Source organism: Pseudomonas sp. DWRC2-2 (assembly GCF_049897885.1).
GTDB lineage: Bacteria > Pseudomonadota > Gammaproteobacteria > Pseudomonadales > Pseudomonadaceae > Aquipseudomonas > Aquipseudomonas azotoformans_A.
Genome location: NZ_JAFCXD010000002.1, coordinates 254,825 through 270,703 on the forward strand (window position 1 = coordinate 254,825; position 15,879 = coordinate 270,703).

Annotated in this window: 13 protein-coding genes and 1 riboswitch; of the genes, 8 read left to right on the forward strand and 5 right to left on the reverse strand. The window is 60.4% G+C overall.

Translation table 11 applies throughout. The features are described from left to right. The first annotated feature begins 56 nt into the window (after positions 1–56). Positions 57–875 carry a M48 family metalloprotease gene (locus ACP7EW_RS09715; protein ID WP_426216695.1) on the forward strand — a complete coding sequence of 273 codons (819 nt, stop codon included), beginning with the start codon at positions 57–59 and terminating at the stop codon, positions 873–875. A gap of 43 nt (positions 876–918) precedes the next feature. Here the strand turns inward: ACP7EW_RS09715 and ACP7EW_RS09720 are convergent, their stop codons facing one another. The 3 genes from ACP7EW_RS09720 to ACP7EW_RS09730 form a co-directional block, all read right to left on the reverse strand. Next, positions 919–1,503, reverse strand: coding sequence for a TMEM165/GDT1 family protein (locus tag ACP7EW_RS09720; RefSeq protein ID WP_016978300.1), 585 nt, complete (start codon positions 1,501–1,503; stop codon positions 919–921). Between the two features lie 88 nt (positions 1,504–1,591). After that, a riboswitch (yybP-ykoY riboswitch) is annotated at positions 1,592–1,713 on the reverse strand. A gap of 50 nt (positions 1,714–1,763) precedes the next feature. Beyond that, positions 1,764–2,762, reverse strand: a complete 999-nt coding sequence (locus tag ACP7EW_RS09725) for a methyltransferase (RefSeq protein ID WP_426216697.1) — start codon at positions 2,760–2,762, stop codon at positions 1,764–1,766. A 30-nt stretch (positions 2,763–2,792) separates the two neighbouring features. Further along, positions 2,793–3,758, reverse strand: a complete 966-nt coding sequence (locus tag ACP7EW_RS09730; RefSeq protein WP_426216699.1) for a 2-hydroxyacid dehydrogenase — start codon at positions 3,756–3,758, stop codon at positions 2,793–2,795. A gap of 85 nt (positions 3,759–3,843) precedes the next feature. Here ACP7EW_RS09730 and ACP7EW_RS09735 point away from each other — a divergent pair, with 85 nt between their 5' ends. From ACP7EW_RS09735 to ACP7EW_RS09765, 7 genes are all read left to right on the forward strand, one after another. Continuing rightward, positions 3,844–4,476, forward strand: a complete 633-nt coding sequence (locus ACP7EW_RS09735; RefSeq protein WP_177112865.1) for a LysE family translocator — start codon at positions 3,844–3,846, stop codon at positions 4,474–4,476. A gap of 131 nt (positions 4,477–4,607) precedes the next feature. Continuing rightward, positions 4,608–6,290, forward strand: a complete 1,683-nt coding sequence (locus ACP7EW_RS09740) for a fatty acid--CoA ligase (protein ID WP_033899435.1) — start codon at positions 4,608–4,610, stop codon at positions 6,288–6,290. Positions 6,291–6,621: 331 nt separating this feature from the next. Further along, positions 6,622–8,565, forward strand: a complete 1,944-nt coding sequence (locus ACP7EW_RS09745; RefSeq protein WP_426216702.1) for a DUF1302 domain-containing protein — start codon at positions 6,622–6,624, stop codon at positions 8,563–8,565. A 27-nt stretch (positions 8,566–8,592) separates the two neighbouring features. Beyond that, on the forward strand, positions 8,593–9,957 hold the full coding sequence (locus ACP7EW_RS09750; RefSeq protein WP_426216704.1) for a DUF1329 domain-containing protein: 1,365 nt from the start codon (positions 8,593–8,595) through the stop codon (positions 9,955–9,957). 186 nt (positions 9,958–10,143) lie between these two features. After that, positions 10,144–12,873 (forward strand): LuxR C-terminal-related transcriptional regulator, encoded by a 2,730-nt coding sequence (locus ACP7EW_RS09755; RefSeq protein ID WP_426216706.1) that lies wholly within the window; start codon positions 10,144–10,146, stop codon positions 12,871–12,873. Positions 12,874–12,958: 85 nt separating this feature from the next. Continuing rightward, the gene (locus ACP7EW_RS09760) at positions 12,959–13,603 is read left to right on the forward strand and encodes an MBL fold metallo-hydrolase (RefSeq protein ID WP_426216708.1); all 645 of its coding nucleotides are present in this window, start codon (positions 12,959–12,961) and stop codon (positions 13,601–13,603) included. A gap of 192 nt (positions 13,604–13,795) precedes the next feature. Next, positions 13,796–14,569, forward strand: a complete 774-nt coding sequence (locus tag ACP7EW_RS09765) for an OmpA family lipoprotein (protein ID WP_012722283.1) — start codon at positions 13,796–13,798, stop codon at positions 14,567–14,569. 59 nt (positions 14,570–14,628) lie between these two features. Here ACP7EW_RS09765 and ACP7EW_RS09770 read toward each other — a convergent pair whose 3' ends face one another. Both ACP7EW_RS09770 and ACP7EW_RS09775 read right to left on the reverse strand, forming a co-directional pair. Continuing rightward, on the reverse strand, positions 14,629–15,210 hold the full coding sequence (locus ACP7EW_RS09770; protein ID WP_033899448.1) for a BON domain-containing protein: 582 nt from the start codon (positions 15,208–15,210) through the stop codon (positions 14,629–14,631). Further along, positions 15,207–15,800: a phosphoheptose isomerase gene (locus tag ACP7EW_RS09775; protein WP_007904374.1), complete on the reverse strand. Its 594-nt coding sequence runs from the start codon at positions 15,798–15,800 to the stop codon at positions 15,207–15,209. Before ACP7EW_RS09775 ends, ACP7EW_RS09770 begins: the two co-directional genes overlap by 4 nt. Positions 15,801–15,879: the final 79 nt, after the last annotated feature.

Below are 15,879 nucleotides of genomic sequence, written 5' to 3' on the forward strand. Positions count from 1 at the left end.
AACGAGCGCCTACGATACGCGCCATGTTTTAAGGGCGTGTTTTCAGGGAGAGGTTCATGAAGAAGTCATTGGTAGTGAGTGGCCTGGTTGCAGCGATGCTGCTGGCCGGGTGTCAGTCGGTCAACACCACCAGCGGCGGCGCCGTTGGGGTTGAGCGCAAGCAGTACATGTTCAGCATGCTGTCGAGCCAGGAAGTCGACCAGATGTATGCCCAGTCGTACCAGCAGACGTTGGGCGAAGCCAATAGCAAAGGCCAGGTGGACAAGACCAGTGCCAACGCCAAGCGCGTGCAGGCCATCGCCAACCGCTTGATCGCCCAGGCGCCGACCTTCCGTGCGGATGCCGCGCAGTGGAAGTGGGAAGTGAACCTGATCAAGAGCGACGAGATGAACGCCAACTGCGGGCCTGGCGGCAAAATCTTCGTGTACAGCGCCTTGATCGATAACCTCAAGCTCACCGATGACGAACTGGCCGCCGTGATGGGCCATGAAATCGCCCACGCCTTGCGTGAACACGGCCGTGAAGCCATGTCCAAGGCCTACGGCATCGAGATGGCCAAGCAGGGCGCCGGTGCCTTGTTCGGCCTCGGCCAGGACAGCCTGGCATTGGCCGATACCGTGGCCAACTACGGCATGACCTTGCCCAACAGCCGCAGCAATGAAAACGAAGCGGACCTGATCGGCCTGGAGCTGTCGGCTCGTGCGGGCTACAACCCGAACGCGGCGATCACGCTTTGGAACAAGATGGCCAAGGCTTCAGAAGGTTCGCCGCCGGAGTTCATGAGCACTCACCCGGCTTCTGACAGCCGAATCGCCTCGTTGCAGGCGGCGATCCCGAAGGTGATGCCGCTGTACCAGCAGGCCAAAAAGTCCTGAAGGGTTGAGGGTTCCCATGCCGGGCATGGGAACCCTCATCGGTTTAGATCCAACCGCTGCTCTGCATGGCCTTGTAAACCGCCACAATCGCCAGGATGAAGAACGCCGACGCCGCCAGTCGACGAATCAGCGTCAACGGCAGTTTCTCCGCCGCAAAATTCCCCGCCAAGACCACCGGCACGTTGGCAATCAGCATGCCCAGGGTCGTCCCGATAATCACCAGCCACAACTCCGGGTACTGCGCCGCCAGCATCACCGTGGCGATTTGCGTCTTGTCACCGATTTCCGCGAGGAAGAACGCGATCAGCGTGGTCAGGAACGGACCGAATTTGCGCGTGGTACTGGCTTCATCATCGTCGAGTTTGTCTGGCACCAGTGTCCACAAGGCTGTGGCGCAGAAGCTCGCCGCGAGGATCCAGTGCAACACCGCATCCGAGAAGAAACTGCCGAACCAGGCCCCCACGGCACCGGCGGCCGCATGGTTGGCCAGGGTTGCGGCGACGATGCCAGCGATGATCGGCCAGGGTTTGCGAAAGCGTGCGGCCAGGATGAGCGCGAGCAGTTGCGTCTTGTCGCCGATTTCGGCCAAGGCAACGATTGCGGTAGGAACGAGTAGTGAATCCAGCATCAGGTAGGTTTCCAGGGGCGGGTCGACACGGCTATGACACGTACAGCCTTCCCGCCCCGGGTAAGGTGTGCGTGTCATAGGTCTTGTCAAACCCCGGTCCGTCTGTGCGGACTCCTGGGTCGCATACGCCATGGTCTGCTGACCAAGTATGTTGACGTATGCCGGACGAGCGTGGCGCTCGTGGGAGACTACTCCCCTAGGACGGAGCGGATTCTGCCTAGGCAAAATCCATTCGGCAAGCCTTCTTTTTCAAACGCCCGTCAGCCGCGCTTGGCGCGGTAGATGCGAAAACCATTGCCCTCGGCCTTGATTGCGCACACGCCCAGGTGCTCTTCGATCAGCGGCTGGTACTTGAGGAAGCTGTTGGCGACCAGGCGAAGTTCGCCACCTTTTGCCAGGTGTTTCGCCGCTTTTCGCAGCAGGTTCTCGGTGGCGAAATAATCGGTGTGTACGCCGACATGGAACGGTGGGTTGCTCAAAATCGCGTTCAAACCCATAGGCGCCGCGTCGATGCCGTCACCGGTCAGCACGTCGGCTTCCAGACCATTGGCGGCCAGGGTCAAGCGACTGCTGGCGGCGGCGAAGGCGTCCACGTCGAGCATCGTCACCGTGTTGTGCGGGTAGCGACGTTTGACCGCAGCCCCCAGCACGCCCGCGCCACAACCGAAGTCCAGCAAATGGCCGCTGGGCAGTTTGTCCAGATGCTCCAGCAACAACTCGGTGCCACGATCCAGGCGCCCGTGGCTGAACACGCCTGGCAGGCTCACCACTTTGAGCGGGCCCTCGGCCAGCGGCACGTCGAAGACCTGCGCGAGGCTCTCCAGCTCGACCGCCTGCGGGGCGTTGGCCACGGTGATCTGCCACAGCTGGCAATGCCGTGCGCTGTCGAGCTTGCGCGGTTTGCCGAAGGGGATCAGCTGCTTGGCGGCGCTTTCGATTCCGGCTTTCTTCTCGCCGACCAAAAACACCTCGGCGCCGGGCAAGCGCGAGGCCACGGCGTTGAGCAGGTAGTCGGTGAGGTCCTTGGACTTGGGCAGGAAGATCACCGCCGTATCAAACGCCCGCTCCGGCACGTTCACGCCGAACTGGCTGCGCTCGGGGAAACGTGCGTCGAGTGCCGCCTGATCGCCGGCATGCCAGCACCAGCCGTGGGCGTTGGGCAGGCGACCCAGCAGGTCGTCGGCAGGCAACCCCACCAGCAGCAGATTGCCTTGAAAAAGTTCGGCCTGACGAAGCAGTACTTCACTGCGCGGATCCATGGTCTGCTCCTTGAAAAGGGGCGCAGTTTATCAACTGACGACGCGCAGCGGGGCCCCGTTGAAAAAGCCCCGGGCGTTTTCCGCCAGTTGGCCGACGATGCGCTGGCGCGCTTCGCGACTGCCCCAGGCGTTGTGCGGGGTGACGATTAGCCGAGGGATGTCACCGGCCAACAGTGGGTTGCCATTCACCGGCGGCTCCACGCTCAGCACATCGGTGGCCGCGCCGCCCAGATGGCCGCTGCGCAAGGCGTCAGCCAGGGCCTGCTCGTTGATCAAGCCACCGCGCGCCGTATTGACCACAAACGCGCCAGGCTTGAGCAGTGCCAATTCGCGTGCGCCGATAAAGTCGCGGGTGTGTTCGTTGAGTGGGCAGTGCAGGGTGATTGCATCCACCTGGCTCAGCAATTCATCCAGTGGCACGCGGTCCGCACGGGCCGGGCGGCCTGGAATCGCGCCGAGCAGGACACTCATACCGAACGCTTCAGCCAGTCGCGCGACGGCGCCGCCCAATTCGCCATGACCGAGCAGGCCGAGGGTCTTGCCTTCCAGCTCGACAATCGGGTGGTCCAGCAGGCAGAACTGCTTGGCTTCCTGCCACTTGCCGGCGCTGACGTCCCGTTGATAATCCTTCAAGCGCGTCGCCAGGTTGAGCAACAGCATGATCGTGTGCTGCGCCACCGACGGCGTGCCGTAGCCCTGGCAGTTGCTCACGGTGATGCCGTGGGCGCGGGCGGCGTCGAGGTCGACGTTGTTGGTGCCGGTGGCCGACACCAGGATCAGCTTGAGTTCCGGGCAAGCCGCCAGGGTTTCGGTACTGAGCGCGATCTTGTTGCTGATGACCACGTGGGCGCCTTGCACGCGTTCAATCACGTTCTGCGGCGTGGTGCCGGTAAACAACTGCAACTCGCTGAAGCTGTCTCGCAGCTCGCTGAGGTCGAGGTCCCCCAGGTCCAGGGACGGGTGATCAAGGAAGACGGCGCGGCGATTGTTCGTCATCAACTGTACCTTTTGCGACAGGGTTCGAAGGCGTAATCTCTCGAGCCTATCAGATGAAATAATCAGTTACTTAATTGGAGTGAGCATGTACGCCGCCGAGTTCTTGACCGTAGCCCTGATTCACTTGTTGGCGGTGGCCAGCCCCGGCCCGGATTTCGCGGTGGTGGTGCGTGAGAGTGTCACCCACGGCCGTCGCGCCGGGACCTGGACTGCGCTGGGCGTCGGTTCGGCGATTTTCCTGCACGTAGGTTATTCGTTGCTCGGTATCGGCTTGATCGTGTCCCAATCAATCGTGTTGTTCAACGCGTTGAAATGGGCTGCGGCGGCCTACCTGCTGTACATCGGCTTCAAAGCCCTGCGCGCGCAGCCGGCCAAACCTGCCGCCGAAGGCGAGTTGCACCGCGAAGCGGGCGAGCGCACCCCGCGCAGCGCATTCACCGCTGGTTTCGTGACCAATGGCTTGAACCCCAAGGCCACGCTGTTTTTCCTGTCGTTGTTCACCGTGGTGATCAACCCCCACACACCGCTGGCGATCCAGGCCGGTTACGGTGTGTACCTGGCGGTGGCGACGGCGCTGTGGTTTTGCCTGGTGGCCATGCTGTTCAGCCAGCAGCGCGTGCGCGCCGGGTTTGCGCGGATGGGGCACTGGTTTGATCGGACCATGGGCGCGGTGTTGATTGCCATCGGCGTGAAACTGGCATTCACCAGCATGAAATAAGCTGAATGCTGGCGCAAAGCTAGCATTCATTGGGGGCTGCAAATCATTCCTTTGGCTGATTTGGCTGAAACATATGCGCTCTACAGTGCAGTTCTTTCAGCCAAGACCGTGCAGTCATAAAAGGGATTCGTATGTTGCAGACCCGCGTCATTCCGCCCGCCGAAGGTGCCTACCAATACCCGCTGTTGATCAAACGCCTGTTGATGTCCGGCACCCGCTATGAAAAGACCCGGGAAATCGTCTACCGCGACAAACTGCGCTACACCTACCCCACCCTGATCGAGCGCGTTGCGCGCCTGGCCAATGTGCTGACTGAAGCGGGCGTGAAGGCCGGTGATACCGTGGCCGTGATGGACTGGGACAGCCACCGTTACCTGGAATGCATGTTCGCCATCCCGATGATTGGTGCGGTGATCCACACCATCAACGTGCGCCTGTCGCCGGAACAGATCCTCTACACCATGAACCACGCCGAGGACCGCTTTGTGCTGGTCAACAGTGAGTTCGTGGGGCTTTACCAGGCGATTGCCGGGCAGTTGACCACGGTCGACAAGACCCTGCTGCTCACCGACGGCGAGTCCAAGACCGCCGAACTGCCCAACCTGGTGGGCGAGTACGAAACCCTGCTGGCCGCCGCCAGCCCGAAGTACGACTTCCAGGACTTCGACGAACACTCCGTCGCCACCACTTTCTACACCACCGGCACCACCGGTAACCCCAAGGGCGTGTATTTCACCCACCGCCAGTTGGTGCTGCACACCATGGGCGTGGCGACCATCATGGGCAGCGTCGACAGCGTGCGGTTGCTGGGCACCAACGACGTGTACATGCCGATCACGCCGATGTTCCATGTGCATGCCTGGGGTTTGCCGTATGTGGCGACCATGCTCGGCCTGAAGCAGGTCTACCCTGGCCGCTACGACCCGGAATACCTGGTGGAGCTGTGGCGCAAGGAAAAGGTCACCTTCTCCCACTGCGTACCGACCATCCTGCAAATGGTGCTCAACGCCAAGGCGGCTCAGGACGTGGATTTCGGTGGCTGGAAAATCGTCATCGGCGGCAGTGCGCTTAACCGTTCGCTGTACGAAGCGTCCAAGGCCCGTGGCATTCAGTTGACCGCCGCCTACGGCATGTCCGAGACCGGGCCATTGGTGTCCTGCGCCCACCTTAACGAAGAACTGATGGCTGGCAGCGAGGATGAGCGCACCACTTACCGCATCAAGGCTGGCGTGCCCGGGCCGTTGGTGGAGGCGGCGATCATCGACGGTGATGGAAACTTCTTGCCCGCTGACGGCGAGTCCCAGGGTGAGCTGGTGCTGCGCGCGCCATGGCTCAGCGAAGGCTATTTCAACGAGCCGCAAAAAGGCGCCGAGCTGTGGGAAGGCGGCTGGATGCACACGGGCGACGTAGCCACGCTGGATGCCTTCGGCGTGATCGACATCCGCGACCGGATCAAGGATGTGATCAAGACCGGCGGCGAATGGATCTCCTCCCTGGCCCTCGAAGACCTGGTCAGCCGTCACCCGGCGGTACGCGAAGTAGCGGTGGTGGGCATCGCCGACCCGCAGTGGGGCGAGCGCCCGTTTGCCTTGCTGGTGGTGCGTGATGGCCATGTGATAGGGGCCCGTGAGCTCAAGGAACACCTCAAGCCGTTCGTGGAACTGGGCCACTTGAGCAAGTGGGCGATTCCGAGCCAGATTGCCGTTGTTACGGAAATTCCCAAGACCAGTGTTGGTAAGCTCGACAAAAAACGTATCCGCATCGACATCATCGAATGGCAGGCCAATAACAGCACCTTCCTGTCCACCCTCTGACGCCCCTCGCCGTGCCCGTTCGGGCACGGCAATGCTCTATCTGGCGCCTTTACTTGTGATTTGCCGATTTTCAGCCATCCTTGCCGCGTCGGCCTTCGTCGACGTGGCGAAAGGGTCGTGGCAGACGGGTTGGTGATGCAAATCACACTTTAGAGGGATCAAGCACTACCCCCTGCTGGCTATAGTCCCTTCCAGAGTTTTTCAAGGATGTTCCGCTACGGGCCATGGGGGCTCGGCTGCCGAGCGGCATTGGAATCGTTGTATTCCGGCCGTTACATGCATCACAGAAAGAACTCACTGCCATAACAATAATGCACATGGAGTAGCGTCGATGACCTCAGTAAACCAGTTCTGGCGCCGGGCAAGACTGCCCCTGGCCGTCAGTCTCGCTTCTACGCTCGCCGGGCCCGCATTCGGCGTCAGTTTCAACATTGGTGAAATCGAAGGGAGCTTTGACTCGTCGCTTTCCGTGGGCGCCAGTTGGTCGACAGAAAAAGCCAACAAGAACCTCATCGGTTCCAACAATGGCGGGCATGGTCTCTCGCAGACCTCTGACGACGGGCACTTGAACTTCAAGCGCGGGGAAACGTTCTCGAAGATCTTCAAGGGCATCCATGACCTGGAACTGAAGTACGGCGATACCGGTGTGTTTGTGCGCGGCAAGTACTGGTATGACTTCGAACTCAAGGACGAAAGCCGTCCGTTCAAGGACATCAGCGACAGCAACCGCAAAGAGGGCGCCAAGTCTTCGGGGGCGCAGATCCTCGATGCGTTTATCTACCACAACTACAACATTGCTGATCTGCCGGGTTCGGTGCGCTTCGGCAAGCAGGTAGTGAGTTGGGGTGAAAGTACCTTCATTGGTGGCGGTATCAACTCCATCAACCCGATCGACGTATCTGCGTTCCGTCGTCCGGGTGCCGAGATCAAGGAAGGTCTGATTCCGGTCAACATGTTCTATCTGTCTCAGAGCATCACCGACAACCTTTCTGCCGAAGGCTTTTATCAGCTCGAATGGGACCAGACCGTCACCGATAACTGTGGCACCTTTTTCTCGCAGCCCGACGTGATTTCTGATGGTTGCGATAAAAACCTGGCTGTTCTGGCCACGCGTAATAATTTGAACAATGGCTTGGCTGGCCGAGGTATTCCCGCCAACTTCCGTAATTCGATCATCAATACGCTGCAGGCGCGAGGCGTGAATTTCGGCAGCCCGGACGAAGGGACTATCGTGAAGCGCGGGCCTGACCGCGATGCGCGTGACAGCGGCCAGTTCGGTCTGGCGTTGCGCTACATGTTTGAGCCGCTGGACACCGAGTTCGGCGCCTACTTCATGAACTATCACAGCCGTGCCCCGATCTTCAGTGGCAGAGGGGCGCCTGCAAGCGCCTACAGTCCTACTGCATTGGCCGGATCCTTGATTGGTGCGGGTGTTCCGGGTGCGATCGCAACCAACCCCGCGCTACTGACATCCCTGATGCCGTTGGTGGTTGCGGGCAACTCCAGCTACTACGTCGAGTACCCTGAAGATATTCGCCTCTACGGGTTGAGCTTCTCCACTACGTTGTCTACGGGTACGGCCTGGAGCGGTGAAATCAGCTATCGCCCGAATGCGCCTGTACAACTCAATACCACCGATATCCTCTATTCCGGTCTGACACCGCTGGACCCGAATGCGTCGGTTCTGCAAGGCAAGGCAGATACCGATCAGCCGGGCTACCGCCGCAAGGAAATCACCCAACTGCAAACGACGTTCACCCACTTCTTCGACCAAGTCATGGGCGCCGAGCGGCTGACGCTGGTTGGCGAGATCGGCTTCACCCACGTAGGTGGGTTGGAAAGCACCTCCAAAGCGCGTTATGGCCGCGACCCGGTTTATGGGCCAGGTCCTTTGCCTAATGGTCGTTGCCAGAGCCTGAACGCGAGCACATTGGCGGGCGCAGCCATGAACAACGTTTCGCGCTACTGCGAAAACGATGGCTTCACCACGGCCAACTCCTGGGGCTATCGCGGACGGGCGATCTGGGACTACAACAGCGTATTTGCCGGCGTCAACCTCAAGCCAAGCGTGGCGTGGTCCCATGACGTGAGCGGTTACTCGCCTGGCCCTGGTGGCAACTTCGAAGAAGGCCGCAAAGCCATCAGCCTTGGCCTGGATGCCGAATACCAGAACACTTACACCGCAGGTCTTTCGTACACCAACTTCTTTGATGGCAAGTACACCACTGTGGATGACCGAGATTTCGTTGCGCTCAACTTCGGCATGAACTTCTAAGCGACCGTATTTCAGGAAGACCAGAACATGAAAGTAACTAAAAGTCTGTTGCACGTGGGTGTGCTTGGGCTGTCGATCCTGGCGAGCAACGTCATGGCGGCAGTGTCGGCGGATGAAGCCGCCAAGCTGGGTACGACCCTGACACCGATGGGCGCTGAAATGGCAGGCAACGCCGCAGGCACCATTCCTAAATGGTCACCGCTGCCCACCAACGCCGGCGCTGTCGACGCCCGTGGATTCCTGGCCAACCCCTACGCCAGTGAACAACCGCAATTCACCATCACGGCGGCGAACGTCGAGCAGTACAAAGACAAGCTGGCGCCGGGGCAGTACGCGATGTTCAAGCGCTACCCGGACACCTTCAAGATGCCGGTCTACCCGACCCATCGCGGTGCCACCGTGCCGGCGGAGGTGTTTGCGTCCATCAAGAAAAACGCCACCAACACCAACCTGGTGTCTGGCGGCAACGGCCTGGAAAACTTCGAAACCGCCGTGCCGTTCCCGATCCCGAAAAGCGGCGTCGAGGTGATCTGGAACCACATCACTCGCTATCGCGGCGGCAGCGTAACCCGTTTGGTAACCCAGGCTACGCCGCAAACCAACGGTTCCTACAGCCTGGTGTATTTCCGTGACCAGTTTGTGTTCCGCGACAAGATGAAGGACTACGACCCGAAAAATCCGGGCAACGTGCTGTTCTACTTCAAGCAGCAAGTGACCGCGCCGGCCCGTCTGGCCGGTGGTGTACTGCTGGTGCACGAAACCCTGGACCAGGTGAAGGAGCCGCGTTCGGCCTGGGTCTACAACGCCGGCCAGCGCCGTGTGCGCCGGGCGCCGCAAGTGTCCTATGACGGGCCAGGCACCGCAGCCGACGGCCTGCGTACCTCCGACAACCTCGACATGTACAACGGTGCGCCGGATCGCTACGACTGGAAGCTGGACGGCAAGAAAGAAATCTACATCGCCTCCAACAGCTACAAGATCGATGATCCGAAGCTCAAGTACGCCGACATCATCAAGGCCGGCCACATCAACCAGGACCTGACCCGCTACGAGTTGCGTCGCGTCTGGCACGTGGTCGCCACTTTGAAAGAAGGCCAGCGCCACATCTACGCCAAGCGTGACTTCTTCATCGACGAAGACACCTGGCAAGCCGCCGTGATTGACCACTACGACGGTCGTGGCCAACTGTGGCGCGTGGCGGAAGCCCATGCCGAGAACTACTACGACAAGCAAGTGCCGTGGTACGCCCTGGAAACCCTCTACGACCTGCAGTCCGGCCGCTACCTGGCGCTGGGCATGAAGAACGAAGAGAAACAGGCGTATGACTTTGGCTTCACCGCCACCACCAGTGACTTCACCCCGGCGGCCCTGCGCCAGGATGGTGTTCGCTAACGTGCGTTAACCGAGGCCGCATCCTCGCAAAGAAGCCCCGACCGGTTCGGGGCTTTTTTGTGCGCGTATTTTTTTGTCGCAGTTCTTTTTCAGTCATTTGTAGCAAAGATCTACAAACCGGCGGCTTTTACCGCTAGTCTGCGGACATCTGCAATGCCGACAACAGCCTTCTACAAGAGCCCGGCGATGACTGATCTGTCCCGAATCCAAGGGCCTGCCAGTGCGGTAATCCCGACCCTGGAAGGTCGCTTCTACAGGCCACCGCTGCCTGACGGCTACGTGCTGCGCCCGCGCCTGTGCGAACGCCTGAGCGCCGGGCTGGAAGGGCGGCTGTTACTGGTCAGTGCACCGGCAGGTTTCGGCAAGAGTTCGTTGGCGGTGGAGTTCTGCCAGAGCTTGCCGGCCCATTGGCAAAGCCTGTGGCTGGGCCTCAGCCCACGAGACAACGACCCTGGGCGTTTCCTCGAACGCTTGCTCGACGGCTTGCAGCAATTCTTCCCGCAACTTGGCGCCCAATCCCTGGGCCTGCTGAAAATGCGCCAGCGTCATCAACCCTTTGCCTTTGAAGAATGGCTCGATGGTCTGCTCGACGAGCTGGCGGTGCAGCTGTCCACCCGCGCGCCGTTATTGCTGGTGCTGGATGATTACCATCTGGCCCAGGGGCCCGTGCTTGATCGTTGCCTGCAGTTTTTCCTCAATCATTTGCCTGATGGGCTGGTGGTACTGGTAACCAGCCGCCAACGGCCGGACTGGCATCTGGCGCGACTGCGGTTGTCGCGTCATCTGCTGGAACTGCACGAACAGGATCTGCGCCTGACGCACGAGGAATCACTGGCCGTGCTGGATCGCCACAGCAGTTCCTTGCGCGGCGAAGCCCTCGACAACCTGATCCGCCGCAGCGAAGGCTGGGTCGCCGGCCTGCGTTTCTGGCTACTGGCCGCCTCCGAGGCTGGCAGCGACGGTGCCTTGCCGCAGAGCCTGCACGGCGGCGAAGGGCTGATCCGCGATTACCTGCTGGAAGAAGTCATCGACTGCCTTCCGGCCGACGTGCAGGCGTTTTTGTACGACACTGCGCCTCAGGACCGTTTTTGCAGCGAACTCTGCGACGCGGTGCGTGAAGCCCACGACAGCGCCGAAATTCTGCGTTACCTGCAGGCGCACCAAGTGTTCCTGGTGCCGCTGGACGACCAGGGCCATTGGTACCGTTATCACCATCTTTTTTCGGATTTGCTGCGCACGCGGCGCGCCAGCAGCAACGTGCTGCCGGCGGCCAGCCTGCACCTGCGCGCGTGTCGCTGGTTCAATGCCCAAGGTTTGATCGACGAGGCGGTGGAGCAGGCGTTGCGCGCCGGTCACCTGGATGTGGCTGCGAATCTGGTACAAAACCTTTCCGAAGAACAACTGTTGGCCGAGCAGAACGTGGGCATGTTGCTGCGCTGGAAAATGGACTTGCCTGACAGCCTATTGATCAGCACGCCGCGCTTGATCGTGCTCTACAGCTGGGCCTTGGGCCTGGCCTGCCAACTGGATGCGGCGGAGGAACTGTCCAGCTACCTCAGTCGCTTCCTGCCGGCGCCGTCGGCCACTGCGCAAAAGTCGATGTTGGCCCAGTGGCTGGCATTGAGCGGGATCATCGCCCGTGGCCGTGGCGATCGCGAACTGACTCAGCGCTATTGCAGCGAAGCGCTGGAAAGCTTGCCGCAACGGCGTTACGGCCAGCGGTTGATGTGCTTGTCGACCCTGTCCAACCTGGCCATTGTCGATGCCGACCTGTGGCGTGCACGGGGCTTGAATCGTGAATCCCTGGAACTGGCGCAGCGCGTCGGCAACCCCTTGTTCGAAGCCCTGGCCCATTACGACCGTGCGCGGGTGTTGCAGGCGCGCGGCGAGATCCTGCGTTCCCTGGATGAAGTGCGCCAGGGCCTGCAACGCCTGCACGGCCTGGCGCCGCAGCGCTTGTACGCGGTGCGTGCACGGTTATCGCTTTACGAGGGTTTTTTGTTGCTGGTGCGGCTCCAGCCCGAAGCGGGCCTTGCCCGTTTGCGCACCGGTCTTGCTGAAGCCCGCGCTTGCCGCGATATCAGTGTGTTGATCGGCCATTGTGTGATCGCCAATTTCGAGGGTCGCCGGGGTGACTATGCCAAAGCCTTCGCCGAACTGGCCGAGGCCGAACGCCTGATGCATATCTGGGACGTGCCGCCGATCTACTACCTGGCAATGATCACCCTGATCAAGTGCGAGCTGTGGCTGGCCCAAGGCCGTACCGACCTGGCCGACGCCTGGTTGACGCGCCTGGGGCAAACCTACAATGGCGAACACGCCGCCGCGGCGCCGGAGTTTCACCCACACCTGCCGCAGCATATCGGGCTGCAACAGGCTGCGTTGGACGCGACTCGCCATCAACCTGCTGCGGCGTTGCAGCGCCTTGAAGAACTGGCGCACCAGGCGCACAACAGCGGGCGTCAGATGATCGCGCTGATGGCCCTGACCCAACAGGTGCAACTGCTGCTGGAAGACGGCCAGGAGGCCAAGGCGCGTCCGGTGTTTGCCAAGGCCCTGGAGGCCGGCATGGGTGGCGCGTTGCAACCCTTCCAGCGTTTGCTGGAGACTCATCCAGACTGGATGCGCGAGCAACTTGCCAAAGATCCCCATGGGCTGCTGAACCAGAGTCTGCTGATGATGTTGCCGACGGTCGTGGTGGTGGAGGCCGTTTCAACCCATGAGACGTTGAGCGCACGGGAGCTGGCGGTGCTGCAATTGATTGCTCAGGGGTGTTCCAACCAAGAGATCAGCAACCGGTTGTTTATCTCCCTGCACACGGTCAAGACACACGCGAGCCACATCAACAGCAAGCTGGGTGTGGAGCGGCGTACCCAGGCGGTGGCTAGGGCTCAAGAGCTGAGGTTGATCGGCTAGGGGCGCCCCAGTCTGTTTTAATGGTGCAATTATTCTGGCGATACCTGCCCGGAATCGACATTTCACTTGCACGACAGGACCCTGAATGGAAACCGCCAAGCCGACCCTCATCCGCGAAACTTTTCCCGTCGGCCCGTTGCAGTGCAACTGCACCATCATCGGCGATCCGATCAGCAAAAAGGCCATCGTGGTCGACCCAGGCGGTAATCATGAGTTGATCCTTGCGAGGCTAGATGCCTTGGGATTGAAGGTGGTGAGCATCATCCACACTCATGCCCACCTGGATCACTTCCTGGCGTCCGGCCAGCTGAAAGAGAAGACCGGTGCCACTTTGCATCTGCACAAAGAAGATCAATTCCTTTGGGACAATCTGGAAATGCAATGCCAGATGTTTCGCGTGCCTTATACCCCGGTGCCTTCGCCGGATCGCTGGCTGGAGCATGATGAGGAGTTGGCCTGCGGCTGTGGCGTGGCGTTGCACACCCCAGGCCATACGCCGGGGTCGATGAGCTTCTGGTTTGCCGATGCCAAGCTGCTGATTTCCGGCGACACGTTGTTTCGTCGCGGCATCGGGCGTACGGATTTGTGGGGCGGCGACCAGGCGACCATCGTGCGTTCGATCAAGCAGCGCCTGTACACCCTGGACGAGGGCGCGACGGTGGTGACCGGTCACGGGCCGGATACCCGATTGGGCGATGAAATGCGTGAGAACCCTTTTGTGCGGGCGTGAAGGAATAATTACCCGGCAGAACGCGTTCTATAACAGGCAAGCCTTGTAGCAAAAACTCAGGTCGTGTTCAGCGTGCGTCTGCTACGGTTTCTGTAGCCACGGAATTTTTACCGTTTGTCGCGTTCCAAACTCGGCACAGGTCCATTGCCAATGTCCTTTGCACCATAGAATGCAAAAGTAGGAGCTCCCTTCATGTTCACTTCGCGTCGTCTGCTTGTTGTCGCTACCGTCGTAGCTCTGTTGTCCGGCTGCGCATCACCTAACCCTTATGACGGCAGCAGCCAGGGACAGGCGAGTAATGAATCCGGCGGTATGAGCAAAACCGCCAAGTACGGTGGCCTGGGTGCCCTGGCAGGTGCTTTGGCGGGTGCGGCCATCGACCACAACAACCGTGGCAAGGGCGCACTGATCGGTGCGGTCGTTGCGGGTGCCGGTGCTGCGGGTTATGGCTACTACGCCGACCAGCAGGAAAAGAAACTGCGTGAAAGCATGGCCAACACCGGTGTTGAGGTTCAACGCCAGGGTGACCAGATCAAGCTGATCATGCCGGGCAACATCACCTTCGCGACCAACTCGGACGCGATCTCCAGCAGCTTCTACCAGCCGCTGAATAACCTGGCCAACTCGCTCAAGCAGTTCAACCAGAACACTATCCAGATCGTTGGCTACACCGACAGCACGGGTAGCCGTCAATTGAACATGGACCTGTCCCAGCGTCGCGCCCAGAGCGTGGCCAACTACCTGACGTCCCAAGGCGTCAACGGCGCCAACCTGAGCGCTCGCGGTGCCGGCCCGGATAACCCGATTGCCAGCAACGCCGACGTCAACGGCCGTGCCCAGAACCGTCGCGTAGAAGTCAACCTCGGCCCGATCCCAGGCCAGCAGTATGGCCAGCCAGGTGCCCAGCAACAGGCGCCACAACAGAACAACCAGTTCCAGGGCAATCCGTACTCGCAATACCAGTAAACACTCGCTAATAAAAAAGGGCGCCATGCGGCGCCCTTTTTTGTGGCTGCTTGATTACATCAATCGATGTACTCGAACACCTTAACGATTTTCTGCACACCGGACACGCCCTGCACCAAGTTGGCTGCGCGAGTGGCTTCGGCCTGGGTGAGCAGGCCCATCAGGTAGACGATGCCGTTATCGGTCACGACCTTGATGCGCGAACCTGGGATCGCGTTATCGGTCAGCATCTGCGCCTTGATCTTGGTCGTCAGCAGCGCGTCGTTGCTGATGGCCAGCAGGGTGATCGGGTCCATCACCTGCAATTCGTTGTGCACCTTCTTCACGCGTTGTACAGCGGCGGCGGCTTGTTCGGCCTGGGCCTTGAGGTCGGCACGGGGCGTCTGGCCGGCGAGCAGCACGACGCCGTTGAAGCTGGTGACCACAATGCGCGAGGCGCCGTTGCCCAGGTCGGTGGCGGCCTTGGCGACGTTGACTTCAACCTTGGTTTCGATCAGCGAGTCATCAATCTTGCTACCGAAGGTGCGGGTGCCCTTGTCATCCTGAATAGGGGTGTCGCGTGTTGCAGTGATGGCCGTGCTGCAGCCGCTGATAGCGAGGCACAGGGTCATGGCCAAAAGGCTCAGGCGGTTAACGGTCATTCTTCACTCCCAAACAGTTGGCTGTCGATCAGATCGCACAGGCAGTGGATCGCCAGCAGGTGGACTTCCTGGATACGTGCGGTGACATTGGCCGGGACGCGAATCTCCACGTCTTCAGGCAACAGCAGCGAAGCCATGCCGCCGCCATCGCGTCCGGTCAATGCTACGACAATCATTTCGCGATCATGTGCGGCCTGGATCGCCTGAATAATATTCGCCGAGTTGCCGCTGGTGGAAATTGCCAGCAATACATCGCCGGGTTGGCCCAGGGCGCGGATCTGCTTGGAGAAGATCTCGTTGTAGCTGTAGTCGTTGGCGATCGAGGTGATCGTCGACGAGTCGGTGGTCAAGGCGATGGCCGGCAGGCTAGGGCGCTCACGCTCGAAGCGGTTGAGCAGCTCGGACGAGAAATGCTGGGCATCGCCGGCCGAACCGCCATTGCCACACGAAAGCATTTTGCCCTCGTTGAGCAAGGCGTTGACCATGACCTGACTGGCTTGCTCGATGTGCGGTGCAAGTACGTCCATCGCCTGTTGCTTGGTGTCGATGCTGGCCTGGAAAAGCTGGCGAATTCGGGATTGCATGTCCATCTGTGTGACCTTAAGTAGCGCGGCTGTTTGGCACAGGAATGTGCAGCCCGCAAAGCAAAGAGCAAAAGTGTGTGGTGAA

Bases quoted from the DNA above. Each gene is read 5' to 3' on its own strand.
- ACP7EW_RS09715 (WP_426216695.1), top strand. From the start codon at position 57: ATGAAGAAGTCATTGGTAGTGAGTGGCCTGGTTGCAGCGATGCTGCTG.
- ACP7EW_RS09720 (WP_016978300.1), bottom strand. From the start codon at position 1,503: ATGCTGGATTCACTACTCGTTCCTACCGCAATCGTTGCCTTGGCCGAA.
- ACP7EW_RS09725 (WP_426216697.1), bottom strand. From the start codon at position 2,762: ATGGATCCGCGCAGTGAAGTACTGCTTCGTCAGGCCGAACTTTTTCAA.
- ACP7EW_RS09730 (WP_426216699.1), bottom strand. From the start codon at position 3,758: ATGACGAACAATCGCCGCGCCGTCTTCCTTGATCACCCGTCCCTGGAC.
- ACP7EW_RS09735 (WP_177112865.1), top strand. From the start codon at position 3,844: ATGTACGCCGCCGAGTTCTTGACCGTAGCCCTGATTCACTTGTTGGCG.
- ACP7EW_RS09740 (WP_033899435.1), top strand. From the start codon at position 4,608: ATGTTGCAGACCCGCGTCATTCCGCCCGCCGAAGGTGCCTACCAATAC.
- ACP7EW_RS09745 (WP_426216702.1), top strand. From the start codon at position 6,622: ATGACCTCAGTAAACCAGTTCTGGCGCCGGGCAAGACTGCCCCTGGCC.
- ACP7EW_RS09750 (WP_426216704.1), top strand. From the start codon at position 8,593: ATGAAAGTAACTAAAAGTCTGTTGCACGTGGGTGTGCTTGGGCTGTCG.
- ACP7EW_RS09755 (WP_426216706.1), top strand. From the start codon at position 10,144: ATGACTGATCTGTCCCGAATCCAAGGGCCTGCCAGTGCGGTAATCCCG.
- ACP7EW_RS09760 (WP_426216708.1), top strand. From the start codon at position 12,959: ATGGAAACCGCCAAGCCGACCCTCATCCGCGAAACTTTTCCCGTCGGC.
- ACP7EW_RS09765 (WP_012722283.1), top strand. From the start codon at position 13,796: ATGTTCACTTCGCGTCGTCTGCTTGTTGTCGCTACCGTCGTAGCTCTG.
- ACP7EW_RS09770 (WP_033899448.1), bottom strand. From the start codon at position 15,210: ATGACCGTTAACCGCCTGAGCCTTTTGGCCATGACCCTGTGCCTCGCT.
- ACP7EW_RS09775 (WP_007904374.1), bottom strand. From the start codon at position 15,800: ATGGACATGCAATCCCGAATTCGCCAGCTTTTCCAGGCCAGCATCGAC.